Below are 25,492 nucleotides of genomic sequence, written 5' to 3' on the forward strand. Positions count from 1 at the left end.
GAACTGCCCCAAAACGTAAAACGGATATTGTGTCTCTTAAATAAAAACACAATATCCGTTTCTCCTATATATCAACTATTATATAATTGATAATAAAATCCTTTTTTTCTGAGCAGTTCCTCATGATTTCCCTGCTCAATGATTTTTCCTGCTTTCATAACTAAAATTGTATCCGCTTCTTTTATTGTCGACAACCTATGCGCAACAATAAATGTGGTTCTTCCCTCCATCATTTTATGAAAAGCTCTCTGTATTTTAATTTCAGTTCTTGTATCTATGGATGACGTTGCCTCGTCTAAAATCAACATCGGCGGTAATGCCAACATAACTCTGGCAATACATAAAAGCTGCTTTTGTCCCTGTGAAAGATTACCGCCATCTTCACCGATTACCGTATCATATCCTTCCGGCAGTCTCTTTATAAAACTGTGGGCATGACTTGCTCTAGCTGCTTCAATAATTTCCTCTCTGGAGGCTTCCGGTTTTGCCATTGCAATATTTTCGGCTATTGTTGCATTTCTAAGCCAGGTTTCCTGCAATACCATTCCATATGACCTTCTTAGACTTTTTCTTGTAATATCTTTGATATTTCTATCGTCAACACTTATAATACCGGATTTCACATCATAAAACCTCATCAGAAGATTAATAATTGTTGTTTTTCCGCAGCCTGTGGGACCAACAATAGCAATTCTCTGTCCCGGCTCTACATGTAAATTTAAATCCTCAATCAGTTGTTTATCCGGGTCATAGGAAAAGCTGACATTTTCAATATCCACTTTCCCTGACACGCTTTTTATGACTGTACTTTCATTTTCCTCTACATCTTCTACTGTTATTTCTTTAATTAAAGAGAAAACTCTTGCACTACATGCCAACGCATTTTGAAGCTCCGTAATTACTCCTGATATTTCATTGAAAGGTTTTGTATATTGATTTGCATAACTCAATATACAGGTCAGCCCACCCACAGTGATTCCTCTCGTCAAAATAGCTTCTAAGCCTCCACTAATGGCAACCCCCGCATATACCAGATTATTTACAAACCTCGTCGATGGATTTGTAATAGAAGAATAAAATGTAGCTTTCACATTGACAACATTTAGCCTGTCGTTTATATCATCAAACTGACTTATCGTCTTCTCTTCCTGACCAAATGCCTGAACCACCTTAATTCCACTAAGCACTTCATCTACCAATGCTGTCTGTTCTCCACGAATTTCAGACTGTTTTCTAAACATAGAATAAGTCCTTCTTGCAATAAAACTTGCAACAAAAAATGATACCGGAGTAATAAGAATAACTACTAGCGCAATTTTCCAATTTGTCTGTAACATAAATATTAATGTAAAAAGTATCGTTATAACTCCTGTAAATAAATTGGAGAATCCCATCAACAGCCCATCCGCCAACTGGTCTACGTCCGTTATCACACTGTTTACAATATCACCGCTGGATTTTGAATCAATATAACTTACCGGAAGTCTTTGAATCCTTGTAAAAGCTTCCTGTCTCACATCTCTTATTACATGAAATGTAATTCTATTATTACATAATCCCATAACCCATTGTGCAATTCCTGCAACAACTGCACAAATAAATATACTGAAAACCACTTCTTTTAACCCATCAAAATTAACTTTTCCCGCTGCAATAATTTTATCTGTGCCAAAACCAATGAGTTTTGGTATATAGAGAGACAAAACCACATAGACCACTGCAAGCATAATTGAACATGCTAATAAATACCAGTATTTCTTTATTCTTAGACCCAATTCTTTGAGAGCTTCTTTTTGTGAAATTATTTTCTTTTCCATCTATTTGCCCTCCTGCTCAGATTTTTTAAATTGTGACTCATAAATTTCCCTGTAAACTTCACAGGATTTCAAGAGTTCATCATGTGTTCCAATCCCCACAGATTGTCCGTCATCTAACACAACAATTCTGTCTGCGTCTATAATGGAAGCTGTTCTCTGTGATACAATAAATACAGTAGTATCTTTGAGTGTTTTTATACTTGCTCTCAATTTTGCATCTGTAGCAAAATCAAGCGCTGAAGAACTGTCATCTAAAATAAGAATTTCCGGTTTTCTCACCAATGCTCTCGCAATTGTAAGACGCTGTCTCTGTCCTCCGGAAAAATTCTTACCATTCTGCGCCACCTCACCGTCCAGTCCATTTTCCTTTTCCATAACAAAATCATAACTTTGTGAACGTTTTAATGCCTCAATTAACTCATCATCTGTAGCGTCTTCATTTCCCCATAATAAATTACTCCGGATAGTTCCCTTAAAAAGTAACGCTTTCTGCGGGACCATTCCAATTTTTTTTCGAAGTACAGACTTATTATATTTTTTTACATCTACACCCTCAATTTTGACACTCCCCTCTGTCGCATCATAAAACCTTGGTATCAAATGCACCATAGAAGTCTTTCCTGAACCTGTTCCACCAATAATACCAATTGTTTCTCCTTTAAAAACTTTTAGGTTCATTCCTTCTACCGATGGCTCTTTCGCCCCTTCATAGGTAAGAGCAGCATTTTCAAATTCAACTGCTATTTCAGAAAGAGAACCACACACTGCCTCTCCCTCTTCTATTCCACATGGAATCTCAAAAATATCCTGAATACGTTTTGCTGATGCGAATGCTTTTGTAAGATTTATAATAAGACTCGCTAACTTTATAAGTTCTACAAGTATCTGAGACATATAGTTCACAAGCGCTACTACTTGTCCCTGTGTCAGATTCCCGGTGTTTACACGCTGTCCTCCTACCCATAAAATTGCAATAATAGCACCGTTGATTACGATATATGTCATCGGATTCATAATTGTAGAAATTCTTCCTGCAAAAATCTGAAACTTATTTAAGATTTTATTTTCTTCCAAGTAATTTTGTATTTCTTCCTCTTCTTTATTAAAAGCTCTGATAACTCTTGTTCCACTGAGATTTTCTCTTGTACTTCCCATAACCTTATCCAAAGCTGCCTGGACTTTTTTATAAAGCGGAATCGTTATTAACATAATTCCATACACAATCAGAGATAAAACAGGAATCGCAACAACAAACACCAGAGCCGTCTTAAAGTCCACAAAAAATGCCATAAGCATTGCACCAATTACGATAAAAGGAGAGCGCAGTAAAAGTCTTAATGCCATATTTACCTGGGTCTGAACCTGATTAATATCTGCTGTCATTCTTGTAATAAATGTCGATGTTCCATATTTATCAATCTGCGAATAAGATAATCCCTGAATATGTTTTAACAACTCATGCCGCAATTGCTTTCCAAACCCTGCTGATGCCTTCGCTGCAAAGTATTGGGCAGTTATCGAGAACGCAAGTCCCACAAATGCCAGAAGAATAAGCACTGCTCCCATTTTCAACACATATACTTTGTCATCATATCTTATACCATTATCGATAAGCGCTGCAACCACTAGCGGCACAGCCAAGTCAAAACATGCCTCAAGCATTTTGAACAGTGGAGCAAAAAAAGACTCCTTTTTAAAATCTTTTAGGTACTTTAATAAACTCTTCATTTCAACTCCTCAAATTCATTTGATTTTTTATTCTTAACAAGTATACGTTACATAAAAAAAAAAGGCAAACTATGTTTGCCTTTTTCTGCTAATTTCCTAAAAGTTTTACAGACACATCACCAATTCCACAGTCAATATCCATATTCCATGCTGCATTGTTGTTAATTTTCTCCTGATTTGAAAAACCTTCGTATTCGTTTTCATTCAATTCTATTTCACCTGTAGCTACCTTCAAAGCATAATTAAAATCCTTATAGCTATTCTGAAGTTCAAGAGAAACCGAACCTACTCCACAATCAATATCTGTATTGCCCATTATCATTCCTGTAATATCCGCATCTCCCATTCCTACATCAATATCACAGGTTCCAAACTTCCCGTTTACAATATCTGCCTCACCGGCTCCCACAGAAACTTTTATATTGTCCGCCGTCACATTCTCGAAAGTACCCTGTCCTGCTCCTATATCAATGTCCAGTTCACCTGCACTAATATAATTTCCTTTTACTGTTCCGGCTCCAATATTAATATCTAAACGATTTAATTTATAATCTGTAGGAATATATACTACCATCTTGCATGACTTATTTTTCCACAAAAATGTTCTCTTTCCATTGTCTACTATCTTTAAAGTATTTTCTTGCACTGAATACTTGATATTTCCCGAATGATTCCTGATACTTATTCCAATTTCCTCCTTATCCCACTGACAAAATTCAAATTCACCATATTTGCCTTTTAATTCAATGCTTTTAACTTCATCTTTAGAAAACATACTCTGATTTTCTGCAAGTTCTTCCATTCCGTCTGTATTTATATCATCTGAATTAAAATGAATAAATAGCTGTTCATTGTTTGAAATATTCTTTTTAATAATGCCTGCACCTCCACAATTTACTCCTATGATTATTAAAATAATGCCTATTCCGGCCAACACCGCACTGATAACAGCAAGTCTCTTTCCAAATCGTTTCATTATACCTGCTCCTTTCTTCCAAACAATCTTTTACATAAATTAACACATTCTTTGACAAGCCAGGGAAGAAATTTACTACAATACAACACAAGCGGAATAAATGTAATAACAGCGAGAGATATGCTTACCATTCCACAACCTGCAAGCAAAATTCCTCCTGCGATTCCTTTTGTAAAAAAAGCCGATACCACCAACGCTCCACCTGCCACAACAAAAGCAAAAACCAGACTTCCTAAAACTGCTAATACTGAAAACAATATACCTATAATCGAAGCAGCAATTCCTATCCACAGAGGAGATAAAACTATCAGTAAAACAATTGCTATTATCTGATTTGTATTATCACCGCCTCTTGGTACTCCTGCATTATTTACATTATTATACTGATAATTGCTCTGTTTATTTTCATGTCCCATCGTGCCATTATAATAGCTTCCACCATTATTTTTTTTATCATTAAACGAATAATTTCTAGCCTTATAATATGGAACATTCTCTGTTTTTCCTTTCATGTTTGCATTTTCGTCAATATAGTTCTCTTTTAAATTCTTACCGGTCAATTCATCAATAATCTGCTTTGCAATACACTCAGGTGTTCCTACGCTGTCCGGTACCAGCATATCATCCATGATTCCTGCCTCTGCAAAATAATCTTCATAATATCCAATCGCATCTATTCTCTCGTCCATAGGAATAACTCTCAATTTATTCTCTAATTCACGCATAAATTCCTTTTTAGTCATTGCGCTTCCCTCCCAACAAAATATTTGTTATTTTTGTAGAATAATTCTTCCATTCTATTTTATATAGGTTAAGCTGTGCATTTCCCTTATCTGTTATTTTATAATAACGTCTGTTTCTGCCATCAATAGCCTTATCATAAGTTTCAAAACATTCCTCTTTCTGGAGTCTCCGCAAAACAGGATACAAAGTTGACTCAGAAACATCAATCACTGTTCTTACATCCTGTGTAATCTTATACCCATATGTTCCCTCTTGTTCTTTTGAAACAACTGATAAAACTATGGCATCTAATAAAGTCGAGCCTGTATTAAAAACCATATTTTCCTCCTTTATTGCTATTTTTATAATATTATACGATATATAGTATTCTTTGTCAACTAACATTCTTTTTATTATTCTTGACCGAATGTTTTGGTAGTGCTATTATTTAAGATGGTTTATAAAGGAAATTTTATATCCTATAAAAAGAATAAATAAAAAGAGGTATACGCAAATGAATAAAAGTTTTGATGATTTACTCGCACAAGTTGCTGAATGTCCAAAGAAAACAGTTGCAGTTGCATGTGCACATGATGATGCAGTATTAGAGGCTGTAAAAGCAGCAAAGGAAAGAGGAATTGCTGATGCTATATTGGTCGGTGACGAAGCAAAAATCAGAACAATTGCCAGAGTCATTAAGATGAATTTAAATGACTACAAAATTATTAATGTAGAAGATACTATTGAGGCTGCAAGAACTGCTGTAAAATTAGTACATGATGGGGAAGCTGATATGTACATGAAGGGGCTGATTGATACAAAATCTTTCCTTCGAAGTGTATTAGACAAGGAAGTTGGTCTCAGAACAGACAAAACTTTATCGCATGTTTGTGTATTTGAAATTAAGGGATTGAACCATCTGCTATTTTTATCCGATGTAGCTTTTGTTCCTTATCCGGACCTTGAAACAAAGGCACACATTATTCAAAACACAGTTGAAATTGCCCATGCCTGCGGTATTGAATGTCCAAAAGTAGCTCCACTTGCAGCTGTTGAGGTTGTAAATCCTAAAATGCCTGCTACCGTGGATGCGGAGGCACTCACAAAAATGAACGAAGAGGGAAAAATTGAAGGATGTATCATTGATGGCCCTCTCTCACTTGACCTTGCCATTGAACCGAGAGCTGCTTTCCACAAAGGAACGACAGACAGAAAAATCGTTGGTGATGCCGACATATTATTATTCCCTGATATTCAGGCAGGTAATATTACATACAAATGTTTAGTTCACACAGCTGAATGTAAAAATGGAAATATTTTAACGGGTACAAAAGCTCCCGTTATCCTTACATCCCGCTCAGATGAATTTGAAGTAAAAGTAAATTCTATTGCCCTCGCAGCAATTGTTGCAGAAAAACTGAAATAATAATATTGGGCAATATAAATATAATTTAAGGAGATATTGTTATGGCTTATAAAATTTTAATTATCAATCCCGGTTCTACATCTACTAAAATCGGTGTTTATGAAGATGAAACTCAGGTAATGGAAGAAACTCTCAGACATTCTACAGAAGAAATCGCAAAATATGCTACAATCTATGACCAGAAAGATTTTAGAAAAAAAGTGATTGTAGATGTTTTGAAAGATAAAGGCATTAACCTGAACGATATAGATGTTGTTGTCGGTCGCGGCGGCATGCTAAAACCAATGCCAAGCGGAACTTATGCCACAACACCTGAACTCTTAGAAGATTTAAAAATAGGTGTACAGGGACAACATGCCTCTAACCTTGGTGGTATCCTTGCACATGAGATTGCATCTGACATTAACGTTCCATCCTATATTGTAGACCCTACCGTTGTAGATGAATTGCAGGATGTCGCAAGACTTTCAGGTCATCCTGAAATGCCTAGGGTTTCTGTGTTCCATGCATTGAATCAAAAAGCTGTTGCAAAGAGATTTGCAAAAGAAAACAACAAAGCATATGAAGATTTAAACTTAATCGTTGTTCATATGGGCGGTGGTGTTTCAGTTGGTGCCCATAAACACGGAAAAGTTGTTGATGTTGCCAATGCCTTAGACGGTGATGGTCCATTTTCACCGGAACGCTCCGGCGGTCTTCCATCAGGTGCGCTGATGAAACTTTGCTTTAGCGGAAAATATACTCAGGCTGAAGTTGGCAAAATGATTAACGGCAATGGTGGTTTCAACGCTTATGTTGGAACAAACGATATGAGAGACCTTGTTAAGATGGCTGAGACAGATGACAAAGCTAAGTTAGTATTAGATGCTTTCCACTATCAGCTTGCAAAAGAGATTGGTTCTATGGCTGTAGTTCTTGACGGTAAGGTTGACCAGATTATTTTAACAGGCGGTATTGCCTACAATGCTATTACACAAAATTATTTTAAAGATACTGTAAGTTTTCTTGCTCCCGTTACTGTTTACCCTGGTGAAGATGAACTCCTCGCTTTAGCACAGGGCGCTATCCGGGTAATGAACGGGGAAGAAGAAGCAATGAAATATTAAGGAGATTTCTCTATGAAAAAAAGACTTTGTAAATCATCATCTGACAGTAAAATTTGTGGTGTATGCGGCGGATTGGGCATATATCTCAATCTGGATTCGACCGTAATAAGATTGATTTGGGGACTTGTCACCGTATGTTCCTGCGGAACAGGAATTATTGCTTATATCGTGGCTGCACTGATTATGCCGGATGACGAAATTATACAATAAATAAAGAAAAGCGTCTTCCAACTATTGTTGGAAAACGCTTTTTTTTGTTCATTAATAACTTAAGCAATTAAGAAAAACTTAATCAGGAATATCGCTGAAATTACATATGTAAGAATCGATACATCCTTTGCCTTTCCTGTAAATACTTTAATAACTGTATATGAAATTAATCCTAAACCAATGGCATGTCCAATCGAACTTGAAATCGGCATAGCAATCATCATAATTGCCACAGGAAGTGACTGACAGATATCACCAAAATCAACATTCTTTAAACCGCTAATCATCAATACGCCAACATAAATCAATGCTGCGGATGTAGCTGCTGCCGGAATAATTGCTGCAATCGGTGCAATAAATGTACAGGCAAGGAACACAATACCTGTTGTAAGAGCTGTCAAACCTGTACGTCCACCAGCCTCAACACCGGAAGCTGACTCAACGAACGTTGTAACTGTAGATGTACCTGTGCAGGCACCAGCCACTGTACCGACAGCATCTGCAAGCAATGCCTCTTTCATCTTTGGCATCTTTCCTTCTTTATCTAACATACCTGCACGGCTCGCTGTTCCAACCAGTGTTCCAATTGTATCAAACATATCAATAATACAGAAAGTAAGCACTAATGTAATCACAGTAAACCAACCGATATCAATAAATCCCTCAAAATTAAACTTAAATAATGTTGTACTTGCCATATCATCAAATGCCGGAAGCCATTTTGCAGTCTTTAAATTTGCAAAAGGATTTACCTCGAAAAAGATAGCCTGTCCTGCCCAATAAATAATACTTGATACTAACATACCAAGAATAACTGCTGCTTTTACACCCTTCTGTGCCAAGATAACAATTACAAAAAGACCAATAAACATTGTTACAACAGTAAGTACCATTGTATTGTATCCATCTCCCATATTTGTCTTTGCAAGACTAGGAGTAAGTGCTCCAAAGAAGTCTCTCATCACAAAGAATGGGCCACCTTTTGACGAATAAACACCTGCATTAGAACCTAAGCCAATGTTCATAAGCATTAATCCGATAGCCGGTGCAATACCTAAACGGACACCTAAAGGAATTGCCTCAACAATCTTTTCACGAATGTTAAGCACTGATAAAATCAGAAATACAACACCCTCAATAAGAATGATACATAATGCTGCCTGAAAAGATGCAACATAGCTCATACCTGTAATACTTACAATGTTTGCGACTACTACAGCAAAGAAACTGTTAAGTCCCATACCCGGAGCCATTGCAAATGGCTTATTTGCTACAAATGCCATAACAAACATACCAATCGCCGAAGCAATACATGTTGCAAGGAAAATACCGTTCCAAAGTTCGGTTCCTCCCTCTGCCCCAAAACCTGTTAAAAGATTCGGATTCAGCGCAATAATATACGCCATTGTCATGAATGTTGTGAGACCGGCAATAATTTCTGTTTTAACAGAAGTCTTGTTCTCACTGAGTTTAAATAATTTTTCCAACATCTCCTCTTTCGTATAGCCGTGCTATACTTTCCTTTCTTAAATATATTTGCTAACGTTCTTTATCAAACGCTTTAGCCATAATGAATGAACACAAATAAAATTATTACAAAGTATTTACAATATAAGAAGGTATGACTGTTCCTGACCAGCCAAACTCTACTTCTCCATATAAAGGCTCTACTTTCTTAATAACCTCTTCATAAAGTGTATTATGGGAACTGAAATTAGGCATATAACTTCCATTATATAATTCCTTTGCCACTTTAAAGATATTAAATCGTACAGTTTCTCCATAAATAATTGTACCGTTATCTAATATTGCATATGGTCTGACTTTATAATTCTGATTATATCCCCCTGCGATATCCATTGTCATCACATAATAATCTGCACTGTCAGAATTTCCCAGTTGAACAAATGCCTTTCCTTTCTGTGTTGATGCCACATGCATAACAAACTCATTATCATTGTCAATAACCATATCCCTGTCTGAAATGTTAGCACTATCCAATCCGATAACCAATCCCATTTCTTTTACTTTGTCATTATTTACAGCCTGCTCTATCTGATATATTGTCCTTATTCCTATTTTCCCCTGGACTCCGCCAATTGATGTTGTCATCTGATAGCCTGTGATTGCAATATCCTTCTCTGTCAACAAATCTTTTTCAGGATTTGGGTCACTATCATAATATGCTTTATCCATATCTACATTCCACTGTTCACACAACCAAATATTTCTATTCTGAATCCATGTTCTCAAAAACTCTATCGGTTGTTCCCACGATGTCCATCCGGACTCAGCAGAATAGCTGTATCCATCTTCATTAGTAAGTTCCCAGCCTGCGCCAAGCTGACTCTGAGGCAGATAATTTCTAATAAATGATTCTTTATAATTATCCAGCAAACCGGATATGCTGAGCTGTGTCTCTGTATCCACTTTATACATATTCTGTATTGTATATTGCAGTTTAGCATACCTGTCTTTTACTTTGTTATAAAATGTTTCATTTTTTAACAATTCTCTGTACCAATTCATACTTTGGCAATAATATCCTTTGTAACTCACACCATCCACATAATAATCATTGTAATAAGATTTTTTGCAATTTCCACTGGACAAATCAAAATCCCAAAGAGGACCTGCATAAATCTTTTCATTCTTTATATAAAATCTGGTAGAACTAAAATTAAAATCTACATTTTTAAATAATTCATTTACAATATAAAAATTAACAAAAGTATCCTCATCAATATAATTTAAAATTTCCTCATAATTTTTATTGATAAGTGCATTCTCAAAGCTGTTTAAATACTCCCTCACCCTGGCAATCTTTGTATCTACCTCCATGTCTGTCAGGTCATCTCCCTTTTCAGGGTCATTCACATCAAAAGTGGTATTCAAAACTGATGTTGTAAAATGGTCTACATCCGGCTCATTTCTTGTGCCAAGCTCCAATAAAATGTCATTGCTTTCTGCATTATATGCATCTATGTTGACACGCTCTTTCTTAGCCTGAACAGCTTCTGTAATAAGATAATTTCCATGAAAAACTCCATTCAGATAAACCTCTGCAAACCGGTTCTGACAGGTGTATGTAACTCCATTTTCTGAGCCAAAATTATATGCAAGATAATTTCTCATCAACGATTTATCAAAAGAATTTGCAAGCAGACACCACTTTTTTCCTTTGTTCATTCCAAGTATGCTCTTTTTCCCACTAAGTTTAATATTCCAAGGCTTCTTTGGCGCCCCTGCTGTGGAATTTCCCCGAATTTTTATATTACACGAACTATCAACAAAGTCTATATATTCTCCTCCATCTTTGTCAATCACCGAAACTGTAACATTCGCATTTTTATGATATTCATTCGTCACATTCTCAGCTGTATAAATATAAACCTGTGGAATATCATTATAATTCCCTACCGTTTGATTCAAATAAAATTCTGTACTGATTTTGGCGGATTCTGCTCCGTCTATATTTGTATTCACAACCGATAACGTATGTATGCCTGTACTATATCCTTTCATGTCCCGAGCCGACAAATACTCTCCGGAACCTTTAATGTTTTTCACCGGCTCTTTGCCGTCATCAATATATACTTTGTATCCCGCTGACTCCTCAGGCTCATTAAAATAAATAAAATATTTTCCTGTGTATTTGTAATAATCTAATATCTTGAGTCCGGACAGTACCTGCACAACTTTTTTCTGTGCCTCCGTTCCATAAATCCCTATCTCATAAATAGAATTTCCATATATAGTTGTTCTGGAGACACAATAAATTCTTACAGCTCTGATATTAATTTCTTTAGACAATTTAATATCGTCTGTTCGTCTCCCATAATTACTCTGTACATTCGCAAGTTTTTCAAAATGATTTCCGTCTTCTGAAACCTCAATATTATATTCCCTCGCAGATGCACCTTCCCAATAAATATCGATATTTTTCACTGAATAGACATTCCCCAAATCAATCGTCAGATACTGCGGGTCTTTTCCATGTTCACTCTCCCATCTGGAATCTAAATTCCCATCCATAACCCTGCCTGCTGCTCCTAAACTGTCTGAGGATGCAAACGCTGTCACTCCATCATACCTGGCATAGTTATTATATGTTACACCGTCAATGACCGTCGTCGTCCCCGACAATGCCTCAATAATTGCCGAACTTCCATTGTTCACAATGTTCACATCCGTGAAAACATCTGACAATACTAATTGTTTTCCTATTTCCTCCGCTCCCGTGGGTACTCTGAATAGATGGATTGATGTTACACCAAGCGCAACAATCAACATTAGAGCAATCATTTTTTTAGCCAACCTCATGTTGATACCTCCTAATTTTCTATCCAAACCCTTTCATTCCTTTATTCTAACAGATATATACAAAAAATGCACTTGTTATGTTTTTAACAATTTGTTTTTTCTTTATAATATAGATAAGGGCAGAACCAATAAAAGAGAGAAACTCTCATCCGTGCAAGCAGGATTCAAGTTTCTCTCTTTTATTATGTCGCTCTGCCCTAAGCTTCGCGTCTATTTATTTGCTTCTTCTGTTTTAATGGCTTCTGTCAGCTGTGGAACAATCTTATTTAAGTCACCCACAATACCGTAATCAGCAACATCAAAGATTGGAGCATCTTCGTCTTTGTTGATTGCGATGATGAGGTCTGATTCTTCCATACCGGCTACATGCTGGATTGCACCTGAAATACCGATTGCAAAGTAAACCTGTGGACGAACTGTCTTACCTGTCTGTCCAACCTGTCTGTCTGCCGGTAACCATCCGTTATCTGTAACAGCTCTTGAACATGATACCTCACCACCAAGAACTTTTGCAAGGTCTTCTAAAATCTTGAAGTTTTCAGCGGAACCAACTCCACGTCCACCGGATACTAAAATCTTAGCATCCATAATATCAACAGTCTCCGTAACTGCCTTGACAACTTCCTGAATTTCAACATACTTGCTATTTTCTTCTAACTTAGCATCATAGTTTATAACTTCTGCCTTTGCACCCGGCTTCGGTTCAGCCTTCTGCATAACGCCGGCACGAACTGTTGCCATCTGTGGTCTGTGATCCGGACAAGCAATTGTTGCAATTGTATTTCCACCAAAAGCCGGACGAGTCATAAGTAACTGATTATGTTTCTGTTCTCTTCCAGGAATTGGATTGATTGGAAAATCTCCAATCTCTAACAATGTACAGTCAGCAGTAAGACCTGTTGCTACTCTTGCTGAAACTGTAGGACCTAAATCTCTACCGATTGCTGTAGCACCAACTAACATAATTTCCGGTTTAAATTCATTGATTACTGCTGTTAAAGCCTGTGCGTATGGTTCTGTTCTATATGTCTCAAGTGCAGGGTCATCAACGACGATAACCTTATCAGCACCATATTCTGCCAACTGGTCAACTAAATTTCCAACATTGGAACCAAGAAGTACAGCTGTAACTTCTGTTTCTAATGGTTTAGCGAGTCTTCCTGCTTCTCCAAGTAACTCTAATGCAATACCGCTTAATTCATTATCTACCTGCTGAGCGAAGACATATACGCCTTTATAATCTTCTAAATTAATGTTCTGCATAATTATAATCTCCTCATATATTGTGTCGCCCCCTCGCTAACGCTCGGCGGCATTTCGTCGAAGTCATTTTAATGATGAACTACATTTCATCAAGACTTCTCCTCTAAATAACGTGTTTTGTTAATAATTTATCCATGATATACTCAACAGATTCTTCAGGGCTGTCAAGCGCAACCTTTTCTCCTGCACCCTTGCGAACCTTATCAGAAGCCTTTGCAATTTTTGTAGGAGAACCCATAAGACCTAAATCTCCATCATTTACATCAACAAGGTCTTTTCTGCCCCAAGTTGTAATTTCAGCATCACATGCATCAAAAATTCCACCCGGAGTCATATAACGTGGGTCATTTAATTCTGAAAGAGCTGTAATAAGCACCGGCATCTTAGCTTTTAACATATGATGTCTGTCCTCATACTGTCTCTTAACAATAACACTATCACCATCTACTTCAATACCTTCTGCATAAGAAATAACAGGGATTCCAAGATGCTCTGCAATCTGTGGTCCAACCTGTGCTGTATCACCATCGATAGCCTGACGTCCTGTAATAATAATATCATAATCCTCAATATTTCTGATAGCACCGGCAATTGTTGTAGATGTAGCCCAAGTATCAGCACCACCTAAAACTCTGTCTGTTACTAATATTCCATTGTCAGCACCCATGGCGATTGCTTCACGAAGTACATCCTCTGCCTTTGGAAGTCCCATTGTCAGAACTGTAACTTCTGCGCCGTACTGATCTTTTAATCTAAGTGCTGCCTCAAGACCTGCCTTATCATCAGGGTTCATAATTGTAAGCATTGCACCTCTATTTAATGTACCATCCGGATTGAACTGAACTCCACCCTTTGTATCAGGTACCTGTTTAATACATACGATAATTTTCACGATTAGTACCTCCTATTACTTTAATAAGTTTGCAGAGATAACCATACGCTGAACTTCTGAAGTACCTTCATAGATTTCCGTAATCTTAGCATCTCTCATCATTCTTTCAACGTCATATTCTCTGATATAACCATAACCACCGTGTAACTGAACAGCCTTTGTTGTAACTTCCATTGCAACTTCTGCCGCATATAATTTTGCCTGTGCTGCTTCAACAGAATATGTTTTCTGTGTAGCCTTAGCCATAGCTGCCTTGTATACTAACATCTTAGCAGCTTCTACCTTTGTAGCCATATCAGCCAACTGGAACTGTGTATTCTGGAACTGTCCGATTGTTCTTCCGAACTGTTTTCTTTCTTTCACATATTCGATTGTTGTTTCTAAAGCACCTTCTGCAATACCAAGAGCCTGTGCTGCGATACCAATACGTCCACCGTCAAGTGTATGCATTGCAATACCAAAACCTTTGCCCTTCTGTCCTAACAGGTTTTCAGCCGGAATACGGCAATCTTCAAAGATTAATTCGTATGTAGCTGAACCACGAATACCCATTTTCTTTTCTTTTGTTCCAAATGAGAATCCCGGCGTTCCTTTTTCAACGATAAATGCTGAAATTTCTTTCATCATTCTGCCACGTTTTTCAATCTTACCTGTTACAGCGATTACAATGTAAACATCTGCATATTTACCATTTGTAATAAAGCACTTAGAACCGTTTAATACCCATTCATTTGTAGCTTCATCGAAAACAGCCTTTGTCTGCTGTCCCTGTGCATCTGTACCTGCACCCGGTTCCGTCAAACCAAATGCACCTAACTTCTCACCTTTTGCAAGTGGTGTTACATATTTCTTTTTCTGCTCTTCTGTACCATATGTCATAATAGGGTCGATACAGAGTGATGTATGTGCTGATACGATAACCCCTGTCGTACCGCAGACTTTTGATAATTCTTCAACACACATAGCATATGTTAAAGGGTCACATCCCTGTCCACCATATTCCTTTGGAACCGGAATACCAAGGAATCCATATTTTGCCATCTTTTCAACTGTCTCTACCGGAAACTGTTCATTTTCATCTGTTTCCTGTGCGAGAGGCTTTACTTCATTCTCAGCAAATTCTTTGAAAAGAGTTCTAGCCATTTCATGTTTCTTACTTAATGTAAAATCCATTTTTTATTTCCTCCGTTTTTTTAATGTATATAAATTTTTTCTTAGTTCGAAAACCCTTGTGCTCCACACAACCATAGCTTCGCTATTTCTGATTTTCTCACTAAAACGCTCAGAGGAAATTGAATACAGGCTTTGCCTGTGCTCATTTTCCTTCCTCGCATTTAAATTATTTACTATAGTCGTAAAAACCTACGCCGGTTTTTCTGCCAAGTTTGCCCGCACGAACCATCTTTCTGAGAAGAACATGTGCACGGTACTTAGAATCACCTGTTTCTGTATAAAGAACATCCATGATTGCAAGAACAACATCAAGACCAACTAAATCACCTAACGCTAAAGGTCCCATTGGATGTGAAGCGCCAAGCTTCATTGCTGTATCAATGTCTTCTACGGAAGCAATGCCATCAGCATAAATTCCAATTGCTTCATTAATCATTGGAATCAAGATTCTGTTTACAACAAAACCAGGAGCTTCCTTAACTTCTACAGGAGTCTTACCGATTTCAACAGAAATCTTCTTAATTGTCTCAACCAATTCATCCGGTGTATTTTCACCGGCAATTACTTCGATTAATTTCATTCTATCAGCCGGATTGAAGAAATGCATACCTATAACCGGTCTGTCAAGTCCTGCACCAATCTCTGTGATAGATAATGACGATGTATTTGTTGCAAAAATACAATTTTCCGGAACAATTTCCATTAATTCTTTAAATGTATCTTTCTTAATGCTCATCTTTTCAGGTGCAACTTCTACAACCAAATCAGCATCTGTACAGATATCTTTTAAGCCTGTTTTAATCTTTCCTAAAATTTCAGCGCCCTTTTCAGCTGTAATCTTTTCCTTACCAACAAGGAAATTTATGTTTTTTTCAATTTTTGCTTTACCGCCGTCAGCAAACTCCTGCTTGATGTCACAAAGATATACTTCATAACCATCTGTCATAGCAAATGCCTGTGCAATACCTGAGCCCATTACTCCGGCTCCAATAACTCCAACTTTCATTCTATTTTCCTCCAAATCATAAATATATTTTATTTATCCACGCAGCTCGATTCCACTATTTTTCTATTGCGTGGTCTATTTGTTTGCAAATGGAACAACTTTTAACTTTTTCTCTTTATCTTTTTCAAGGAAGTTACCCATTCCTGCTTTCTGGTCTTCTGTCTCAAAACAACTTCCAAATAACTTTTCTTCGATTACAATTGCAGCATCCATATCCGCGTCAAGACCATCGTTAATCGCCTTCTTGCAGGCTCTCACTGCAATCGGCGCCTGCATAGCAATACCCGCTGCCATTTTCTTTGCTGCTGCCATAAGTTCTTCCTGTGGATAAACAGCATTTACAAGACCAATTCTATATGCCTCGTCAGCTTTAATATTTCTAGCTGTATAAATCATCTGTTTTGCCATACCCGGTCCAACAATTCTTGCAAGTCTCTGTGTTCCACCAAATCCCGGTGTAATACCAAGACCAACTTCCGGCTGACCGAAAATAGCATTGTCAGAACAAATTCTAATATCACAGCTCATTGAAATTTCACATCCGCCACCTAAAGCGAAACCGTTTACTGCCGCAATAACAGGTATTGGGAATACCTCAAGCTTTCTAAAAACGTCATTTCCCTTTTTACCAAATGCCTCTCCTTCTGCCTTTGTCAGTGTTGACATTTCTCCAATGTCTGCACCTGCTACAAAAGACTTTTCACCTGCACCTGTAAGAATTAATGCTCTTGTCTCGTCAAGATTTACAGCATCCAATGCAGCCTCTAATTCTTCAAGTACCTGGCTGTTTAAAGCATTTAATGCCTTCGGACGGTTAATTGTAATTACGCCGACAAAACCTTCCTGTTCATATGTAATAAATTCCATATTACTTCTCCTTTATTTTTAGTTCCTATCACAACAAACTGGCTTGAAGGCAAGCCTCAAACCAGTTTATCTTTTTTGATTAGTCTCTTTCAACAATTGTTGAGCAGCCCATTCCACCACCGATACAAAGTGTAGCAAGACCTTTCTTAGCGTCTCTCTTCTGCATCTCGTGAAGTAAGGTAACAAGAATACGACAACCGGATGCTCCAACCGGATGTCCAAGTGCAATCGCACCACCATTTACATTTACTTTACTCATATCAAATTCAAGGTCTCTTGCAACTGCTACAGACTGTGCTGCGAAAGCTTCGTTTGCTTCGATTAAGTCCATATCTGCAACTGTCAAACCTGTCTTTTCCATTACTTTTCTTGTGGAAGCAACCGGTCCAACACCCATAATTTCAGGTGCAACACCACCAAGTGCTCCGCCAACAAATGTAGCCATAGGTGTAACCCCTAACTCTTTTGCTTTTTCTTCGCTCATTACTACAACAGCTGCCGCACCGTCATTGATACCTGATGCGTTACCGGCTGTGATAACACCGTCAGCCTTTCCTGAACAACATCTTAACTTGCTGAGCGATTCTGCTGTTGTTCCCGCTCTTGGTCCTTCGTCTGTGTCAACGATAATATCGCCCTTTCTGTTCTTAACAACTACAGGTACGATTTCATCCTTGAATTTTCCTTCAGTCATTGCTTTTTCGCATTTCTGCTGTGAATTTGCTGAGAATGCATCTAATTCTTCTCTTGAAATTCCCCACTGTTCTGCTACGTTTTCAGCTGTAATCATCATATGATAATCATTAAACGCATCTGTCAATGCATCATTAACCATTGTATCTACAATTTTACCATTGTTCATTCTGTAACCAAATCTAGCCTGTGGCAATGCATATGGTGCCATAGACATGTTTTCCATACCACCTGCAACAACGATATCAGCATCCCCTGCCTGAATCATCTGTGCAGCCATATTTACACAATTAAGACCGGAACCACATACAACGTTTACTGTAACTGCCGGTGTCTCGATAGGAAGTCCTGCTTTAATAGAAGCCTGACGTGCAACATTCTGTCCCAGACCAGCCTGAATAACACATCCCATATATACATGGTCAACTGCATCCTTAGGTACGCCAGCTCTCTTAAGAGCTTCTTCGATAACAATAGAACCTAAAACCGGTGCCGGAGTTGTGCTTAAAGCTCCGCCCATTTTTCCGATTGCTGTACGACAAGCGCCTGCAATAACTACTTTCTTTGACATAATATAAATCCTCCATAAAAAAATTAATAAATTTTAATAATTACATCAATTAAAAATTTGCTCATACATCTTAGATAATATCATTATTCAAAATTTACCGCAACAAACATTACTGATAAATATGTTAATATTTCGTAAATTTTCTGTATTTCAAATGATATTCGCAAGATTGTTATAATTTTAACAAATTCTATATCCTTTGTCCAGTCAAATAATAAAAAAATTGGCGATAAATCGCCAAATTTTTTTATTCCTACAGTATTACTTTATTCTTTACACTACATTGCTTTTATAAATAAGAAAACAAATTTTTTTATTCCCTTCATTTCTGATAATATTGCTTTTCTAAACCTTCGATATAACTGATACATTTTTCTGTTTTCTTCAGTATTCAATCTTTGTCTGGAAAATGCCGCTTTTAATGCCTTATTGTACATCCACATCCAATCTTCCCCGGAAAGCTGCGGAAACATTTTTATCATCTCATCCACTGCCTCTCTGGCATATAGTTTCTTTATATCGCACCCCATAAATATGCATATCCTGCACACCTCATTATATGTGCTGCAAATACTATTTCTCCCTTTAATTTTCCTAATCTTTCCAATTCGTCTGACTCTCTGAGGTATGACAAAAACAACAATGCCAGCGAATATACATACTATGATAAAGATAATACCTGTTACCACATTACTTGGCATATGGATTTTTGAGCTATCTCCTCCCGGTATTTTTTTCTCATTACTGCGCGTTGTCTCCTGCCTTATACTCCTCTGCTGTGTAGTTGTCTCCTGACTATACCTGGTTGTTGTCTCCCGTTCCGGTTTCCGCGTTTGGGAAACATCATAAGCCCCACTATATGTCTTTGTATGTTCTCTGACCTGCCATCCTTTGTAATCATCAAAAGTCTCACACCATGCATGAGCACCATAATCACCTATGACAGCCTGATATGTTCCATCGTCCCGTTCTATAAATTTACTCGGGTGAATTATATAACCTTCAACATATCTTGACGGATAGCCACACATTCTATAAATGAGAGCAGCGGCGGAAGCAAAATGTACACAAAATCCTTTCTTTCTGTGAAACAAAAAATCTTCCACAAAATCTGCTCCCTCTGTTGTAGCTCCCGGCTTATACATATACATCATCTCATCAAACCATTCATCAATGCTTCTTGCCAACACATCGATTGAAGAATGATTTATTTTTGCACATCTTTGCTCCAATTTATTTAATCCGATAGGTATTTCTGTATACTTTTCTCTCACAAACGTTTGGTAATCATACCAACGTTCTGTAAACCCATCTAATGTTTTATCTATATTTTTTATGTCTTCACTGTCAAAATAGTCGTATTCATGAGTTTTCAAACCATTTCCTTCTGCACAGGTATCCAGATAAACACTCTCATCATCAATATAAGAATTATAAGGAGAATATCCAAATTCACCTGAGGCGTTTAAAAGTTCTATCTTGATATGCTGTTTTTGCAATATCTTTTCTCTGTCCAGTCGGTTAAACATTTGGTTTACCAACTCCTTATACTCATCTTGAGTAGAACATAACCCACTAAAATCATAACTTCGTGATTGTGCCCATTTTTTTCCACCAACATACCGGCTTCCAATAAAGGCTCTTAAATATAATGTCTTTTTCGGCTTTGAGGACGTGATAATACTTAACTCTTTTTTTCCCGTTGTCTTAAATTCTATAGCATTCTCCAAATCACCTTTTCCGATTCCCGAATCGGCATAATTTGAATTACTTTCTATAAAACCCGAAAACCATTTTGCTACATCAAACTTCTGTATATCTGTCAGCTTCTGCTTCATCGTCTCATATTCTTTATTATTCTTTTTATAATCTTCCAGATAAGGCGACAGATTCAAAGCAACAATACATAAAAGAGCCAATATCACAAAAACTTTAAGAAGATTTACAATATCTCCCTTTTTGCCCTGTTGATGATAAACCACAAAATATAAAAAAGATGATAATATCCATGCCAGTCCACTAATAGTAGAGGGCATATAACCAACTGTCGAATCCATAACAATCACACTAATTATCATTATGACAGCCATGTACCAATACGCATTTTTTAAAAGAACAAAAGATATTACCAGCGCAAAAAACAATTGCATTAAAAACAGCATCATAATCGCGCCGGTCTCTATATCGTTTTCTGCCATTTTCCTGTAACTTGTCTTATAATATGCATTCCACAAAACAATAAACTTATTTGCAAAAGGAGCAACACTCTCCCAATTTAAAACAAACAACACAATATATATTGGAAAAATTATAAATGCAGTTATTTTCTTTTTTTGCACTATAAATATCATTCCATATCCCAGACCGGCAGCTAAAATAGATGATATCCATAAATTACTTATAGCAATCTCAAATTGAAACACTGAAAAAAGAACAGCAAAAGAAGATAACAGCACTGCAAACACAGCTGCTATCTGTACAATAATAGAAATATTTTCTTTCTTCTGTTTAATAAATTCAATTCCTGCCATTTTGCTTTCCATATTATACAACAAGATATATTTCATTCCAGCAAATCTCATTGTCTTTTTTCTTTATCTCAATATTGCTTCCATTAACTATAACCGTTCCATCCAGACTGACTTCTACGACGGAACTAAAATCACTCTTATGAAAAGTATCATTCCAATAAAAATCTGCTTTCTCTCTATCCGAATAAGTTTCAAGATATAAAAGCCTGTTTAAAAGTTCGTAAATATTTTCTTCATCACAAATTCTCTTTTTCACAATTCTCTGATTCTTTTCTTCATACCATGCCACCATATGTACGCATCGCTCTTCGACCAAAGAAAGGGAAAGAGAAGCTGCTATTTCAATAGAAGTAATCGGAACATGATTCTGTTTCCCAACACGTCTTTTCTCACGTCTATTTTTTTTAATCATTTGGCGATTGCACAAATCTATCCAAATTAATACAACACACCCCAATGGTTTTGCATGTTCTTTCAACAATAATTCATCATTCTTTGCTGACAGTTTCCAGTGAATATCATGGATAGAATCCCCTTCTTTATATTCCCTTATCTGATATATTTCAGAAAGGTCATCTCCTTTTTCACTGTCGGAATACAGCTCTGAATCTGTCACAAATTCCCTTGTTGCTCTTGTAATTTCTGTCATAATCAAATGACATTCCGGTAATATTTCTACTTTTTTTGTCAGCTTTAGTTTTCTTTTTCTTTTAAAAATATATAACCAATCATAAACCAAAACATATTCACATTGAATATCTATATCACCACAATTTTTAGATATAAACTCTGTACTGATTTTCTCACATTTTCCTGCCTGAATCACAGCATGCAATTTGCAGACATTTTCTTCCCCTGTAAAATAATTGGTAACAATCACTCTCAATTGAAATGGAATATAAAACAATCTGGATTTGTTTCTCACCGTAATTTGTATTGGTACTTTTTTATTCTTTTCTGCTGTTGCTGCTCCCTGTTCCATAGAAAAATCTAATTTTCCTGCCATAAATTGAACCGCCACAAAGGCAATAACAAAATATATACACTCCATAATCAGCGCTAATCCAATTATCTTTTCCGGGAATAGAAAAAACAGACTCCATGTAATTCCAATTACAATTCCATAAATTAAAACTCTTTTAATCATACTATCTCTGTCTTCTTATCAGGGGTTCTTTCACCTGTCTTAATATCTCGTTAAGCACATCACGCTTTTGAACATGTCCTACTTTTGCTTTCGTACTCAATCTGACTCTATGTATAGCAATACTCTCAAACACTGCCCTCACATCTTCCGGAATAACAAACTTTCTCCCTTCCATCCAAGCATTTGCTCTGCTCATAGATGCTAATGCGACCGTTCCTCTCGGACTCATTCCCGAAGCAAACATTTCATGATTTCTCGTCTTTTCAGACAATATTGCAATATACTCATACATTTCATTTTTCAGATAAATCTCACGTACTTCCTGATGCATACAGATAATATCCTCAGCAGTGAGAATATTGTCAACCTGTTCTATCGGATTTCCTTGTTGACGTCTCTTTAATATCTCCACTTCCTCTTCCACAGTCGGATATCCCATGCTTACACAAATCATAAATCTATCCAGCTGAGATTCAGGCAGCAATTGCGTTCCTGCCGAACCCTCCGGATTTTCTGTGGCGATAACCACAAACGGATTTCCTATTTTTCTCGTGACACCATCCACAGTAATCTGACGTTCTTCCATAACCTCCAATAAGGCTGACTGCGTTTTCGGAGAAGTTCTGTTAATTTCATCCGCTAAAAACATATTACACATTAACGCTCCCGGTTTATATCGGAACTGTCCGGTTTCTTTTTGATAAATAGAAAAACCGGTCAAATCTGCCGGCATAACGTCCGGAGTAAACTGAACTCTGTTATGCATAATTCCCATTGCTTTTGAAAATGCATTTGCCATCGTCGTCTTTCCAACTCCAGGCATGTCCTCTATAAGAATATGTCCCTCTGCCACAATAGCAGCCATAATCTTTACAATAATATCAGATTTTCCTACCACTGCCTTTTCTACTTCACGGATAACTGCGCTCGCACCATTGTATAATTCGCTCATCTCCTTCTCCTAACACTTTCAAATTAATAATTATAATGGTCTTTATTCATTGCCGGGTTACACAGTTCAACATAAAGTTCTGTATTCGTAAGCTGAACATATGGATTCACATAAAAGACTGCTAATATTCCGCATGTTAATGCCGAAAGAAAATGCCATCCTAAAAAAGATAAATCCAAGACAAATGTATCCCATTTATTTCCCATCATCATTTCTTTACTGATTCCAAAAGCTTCCTGCATGCTCATTTCCGGATTTTCTGCCAATAAAAATGGTATCATTCTATACTCATAAGACTTGACAATTCCCGGCACAATAAATAACAGACTCCACAATGCAGTAAATAATTTTCTGCAAAACATAACTTTTACCACATTCAAATATCCCTTCCTGAACGCATAAACCAATTCTCCGGCTTTTGCCTCTTCTGTTCTATGTCTCAAAAACCATCTTCTGCATCCCACTTCAAAAGGTGCCAGCGCAAATGCCCTCAAAACAATCATTGTAATCATAATCATACAGAACAGACATAGGATTATCATTGCATTCACCACAGATACTCCTCCAAACAATTCTCCAAAAACAGTATTCACCATGTTTTTATACGAAGATAATGCATTTGAAAACGACATGTCATCCATAAGCCCAAATTCGTCATATAAACTATCCCCATCATATGTATTGTTCAAAATATCTTCCATATAATTATCTGAAAAATGACTAAATTCACGATTTATAAATCCAAAATTTTTAGTAATTGAAGAATTATTAAAATTAAAGTCTAAAGACAGTCCCTTTCCTGCTACAAATCCCAAAATCAATGTAACTAAAACCAGCCACCAATAATTTTTTTGTATCAGCTCTTTTGCACTGCTTTTTAATGTCTCTCTTCTCCACCACATAATAACTCCTTTTTCCTCGTCAACATTTTAAAAAGCCCGCTTACCATTTGCAAGCGGGCTTACATTATTACTATTATTCTTTATTTAATTTCAACAAGCCATCCTTCCGGCGCCTCGATTCTTCCCATCTGAATACCTGTCAATGTCTCATATAATTTCTTTGTCACCGGTCCCATATCTTCCATTCCGCTAGGGAAACAGATTTCCTCGCCATGATTTACGATTTTTCCAACAGGTGATATAACTGCTGCTGTTCCACAGAGACCACACTCTGCAAAATCTTTTAATTCATCTACATGTACTTCTCTTTCCTCAACTTCCAGACCGAGATAATCTTTTGCAACCGTCATCAGAGAACGACGTGTAATAGATGGCAAAATACTGTCAGACTTTGGCGTTACGACCTTATTATCCTTTGTGATAAATAGGAAGTTCGCTCCTCCTGTCTCTTCTACCTTAGTTCTCGTAGCCGCATCTAAATACATATTCTCATCATAACCTTCCTCATGAGCTGTAACAATAGCATGCAAACTCATCGCATAATTCAGACCTGCTTTAATATGACCTGTTCCGTGAGGTGCTGCTCTGTCAAAATCACTGACTTTGATTGTAAGCGGCTTTACACCTCCCTTAAAGTAAGGTCCAACCGGTGTCGTAAACACTCTAAACTGATACTCGTCCGCAGGCTTTACACCAATTACGGATGAGCTTCCAAACATATAAGGTCTTACATAGAGTGTAGCGCCTGAACCATATGGTGGAACGTATTCTGCATTTGCCTTAATTGTTTCTTTTATAGCTTCAACAAATTTCTCTTCAGGATATACTGGCATTTCCAATCTCCTCGCTGAATCTGCCATTCTCTTTGCATTTAAATCCGGACGGAATGTAACAATGCGTCCATCCTCAGTGGTGTACGCTTTCATTCCTTCAAAAATCGTCTGAGCATACTGTAAAACTCCGGCGCATTCATTAATGACCACATTAGCGTCACCCGTTAATTTTCCGTCATCCCACTTTCCATCTTTAAAATCAGATACAAATCTTTTCTCTGTCTGAATATATCCAAATCCCAGATTTGCCCAGTCAATATTTTTCTTGTCCATTTCTATTTCCTCCATATGTCATGTTAATTTTTCAACTTATTTAAATATACTACTATTTTTTTTGTCGGTCAATACAGAGG

At 37.0% G+C, this 25,492-nt stretch carries 21 protein-coding genes; 3 read left to right on the plus strand and 18 right to left on the minus strand.

Translation table 11 applies throughout. From position 1 onward, the window contains the following. Window positions 1–71: 71 nt before the first annotated feature. The 5 genes from Q5O86_RS06220 to Q5O86_RS06240 all read right to left on the minus strand — a co-directional run bounded on the left by Q5O86_RS06220 (window position 72) and on the right by Q5O86_RS06240 (window position 5,583). Entirely contained in the window at window positions 72–1,817 is a 1,746-nt protein-coding gene (locus Q5O86_RS06220; protein WP_302626280.1) for an ABC transporter ATP-binding protein, read from the minus strand. Then, on the minus strand, window positions 1,818–3,545 hold the full coding sequence (locus Q5O86_RS06225) for an ABC transporter ATP-binding protein (RefSeq protein ID WP_302626281.1): 1,728 nt from the start codon (window positions 3,543–3,545) through the stop codon (window positions 1,818–1,820). It lies immediately after the preceding gene. Window positions 3,546–3,633: 88 nt separating this feature from the next. Further along, entirely contained in the window at window positions 3,634–4,521 is an 888-nt protein-coding gene (locus tag Q5O86_RS06230) for a DUF4097 family beta strand repeat-containing protein (protein WP_302626282.1), read from the minus strand. After that, window positions 4,521–5,264, minus strand: a complete 744-nt coding sequence (locus Q5O86_RS06235) for a DUF1700 domain-containing protein (RefSeq protein WP_302626283.1) — start codon at window positions 5,262–5,264, stop codon at window positions 4,521–4,523. The genes Q5O86_RS06230 and Q5O86_RS06235 overlap by 1 nt, the downstream gene beginning before the upstream one ends. Beyond that, window positions 5,257–5,583 carry a PadR family transcriptional regulator gene (locus tag Q5O86_RS06240; protein ID WP_302626284.1) on the minus strand — a complete coding sequence of 109 codons (327 nt, stop codon included), beginning with the start codon at window positions 5,581–5,583 and terminating at the stop codon, window positions 5,257–5,259. Before Q5O86_RS06240 ends, Q5O86_RS06235 begins: the two co-directional genes overlap by 8 nt. A gap of 175 nt (window positions 5,584–5,758) precedes the next feature. On the opposite strand from Q5O86_RS06240, the gene ptb reads away from it, so the two are divergent. The 3 genes from ptb to Q5O86_RS06255 are packed head-to-tail and all read left to right on the plus strand — an operon-like array spanning window position 5,759 to window position 7,986. Further along, window positions 5,759–6,670 (plus strand): phosphate butyryltransferase, encoded by a 912-nt coding sequence (ptb, locus tag Q5O86_RS06245; protein ID WP_302626285.1) that lies wholly within the window; start codon window positions 5,759–5,761, stop codon window positions 6,668–6,670. A gap of 41 nt (window positions 6,671–6,711) precedes the next feature. Continuing rightward, window positions 6,712–7,776, plus strand: coding sequence for a butyrate kinase (gene buk, locus Q5O86_RS06250; protein WP_302626286.1), 1,065 nt, complete (start codon window positions 6,712–6,714; stop codon window positions 7,774–7,776). A gap of 12 nt (window positions 7,777–7,788) precedes the next feature. After that, the gene (locus tag Q5O86_RS06255) at window positions 7,789–7,986 is read left to right on the plus strand and encodes a PspC domain-containing protein (RefSeq protein ID WP_302626287.1); all 198 of its coding nucleotides are present in this window, start codon (window positions 7,789–7,791) and stop codon (window positions 7,984–7,986) included. Window positions 7,987–8,045: 59 nt separating this feature from the next. On the opposite strand, the gene Q5O86_RS06260 is transcribed toward Q5O86_RS06255, so the two are convergent. From Q5O86_RS06260 to Q5O86_RS06320, 13 genes are all read right to left on the minus strand, one after another. After that, window positions 8,046–9,473, minus strand: a complete 1,428-nt coding sequence (locus tag Q5O86_RS06260; protein WP_368074747.1) for an NCS2 family permease — start codon at window positions 9,471–9,473, stop codon at window positions 8,046–8,048. Between the two features lie 106 nt (window positions 9,474–9,579). Beyond that, entirely contained in the window at window positions 9,580–12,309 is a 2,730-nt protein-coding gene (locus Q5O86_RS06265) for a CotH kinase family protein (RefSeq protein ID WP_302626289.1), read from the minus strand. Window positions 12,310–12,519: 210 nt separating this feature from the next. After that, a complete protein-coding gene (locus Q5O86_RS06270; RefSeq protein ID WP_302626290.1) occupies window positions 12,520–13,572 on the minus strand; it encodes an electron transfer flavoprotein subunit alpha/FixB family protein in 1,053 nt (350 codons plus the stop codon). A gap of 103 nt (window positions 13,573–13,675) precedes the next feature. Next, window positions 13,676–14,464, minus strand: a complete 789-nt coding sequence (locus Q5O86_RS06275) for an electron transfer flavoprotein subunit beta/FixA family protein (RefSeq protein WP_302626291.1) — start codon at window positions 14,462–14,464, stop codon at window positions 13,676–13,678. A gap of 15 nt (window positions 14,465–14,479) precedes the next feature. Next, complete coding sequence (locus tag Q5O86_RS06280; RefSeq protein WP_302626292.1) at window positions 14,480–15,637, minus strand: acyl-CoA dehydrogenase; 1,158 nt, start codon at window positions 15,635–15,637, stop codon at window positions 14,480–14,482. Window positions 15,638–15,803: 166 nt separating this feature from the next. Next, the gene (locus tag Q5O86_RS06285) at window positions 15,804–16,643 is read right to left on the minus strand and encodes a 3-hydroxyacyl-CoA dehydrogenase family protein (protein WP_302626293.1); all 840 of its coding nucleotides are present in this window, start codon (window positions 16,641–16,643) and stop codon (window positions 15,804–15,806) included. Window positions 16,644–16,718: 75 nt separating this feature from the next. Next, the gene (locus tag Q5O86_RS06290) at window positions 16,719–17,510 is read right to left on the minus strand and encodes an enoyl-CoA hydratase-related protein (protein ID WP_302626294.1); all 792 of its coding nucleotides are present in this window, start codon (window positions 17,508–17,510) and stop codon (window positions 16,719–16,721) included. 79 nt (window positions 17,511–17,589) lie between these two features. After that, window positions 17,590–18,774 carry an acetyl-CoA C-acetyltransferase gene (locus Q5O86_RS06295; protein WP_302626295.1) on the minus strand — a complete coding sequence of 395 codons (1,185 nt, stop codon included), beginning with the start codon at window positions 18,772–18,774 and terminating at the stop codon, window positions 17,590–17,592. A gap of 278 nt (window positions 18,775–19,052) precedes the next feature. Next, window positions 19,053–21,305 (minus strand): transglutaminase family protein, encoded by a 2,253-nt coding sequence (locus tag Q5O86_RS06300; RefSeq protein ID WP_302626296.1) that lies wholly within the window; start codon window positions 21,303–21,305, stop codon window positions 19,053–19,055. 13 nt (window positions 21,306–21,318) lie between these two features. Beyond that, the gene (locus Q5O86_RS06305) at window positions 21,319–22,452 is read right to left on the minus strand and encodes a DUF58 domain-containing protein (RefSeq protein WP_302626297.1); all 1,134 of its coding nucleotides are present in this window, start codon (window positions 22,450–22,452) and stop codon (window positions 21,319–21,321) included. A gap of 1 nt (window position 22,453) precedes the next feature. Beyond that, window positions 22,454–23,404: a MoxR family ATPase gene (locus Q5O86_RS06310; protein WP_302626298.1), complete on the minus strand. Its 951-nt coding sequence runs from the start codon at window positions 23,402–23,404 to the stop codon at window positions 22,454–22,456. A gap of 23 nt (window positions 23,405–23,427) precedes the next feature. Further along, complete coding sequence (locus tag Q5O86_RS06315) at window positions 23,428–24,306, minus strand: DUF975 family protein (RefSeq protein ID WP_302626299.1); 879 nt, start codon at window positions 24,304–24,306, stop codon at window positions 23,428–23,430. 80 nt (window positions 24,307–24,386) lie between these two features. Further along, complete coding sequence (locus tag Q5O86_RS06320; protein WP_302626300.1) at window positions 24,387–25,412, minus strand: branched-chain amino acid aminotransferase; 1,026 nt, start codon at window positions 25,410–25,412, stop codon at window positions 24,387–24,389. Window positions 25,413–25,492: the final 80 nt, after the last annotated feature.

This window comes from uncultured Eubacterium sp. (assembly GCF_937958975.1).
In the GTDB taxonomy this organism is placed as follows: Bacteria; Bacillota; Clostridia; order Lachnospirales; family Lachnospiraceae; genus Eubacterium_G.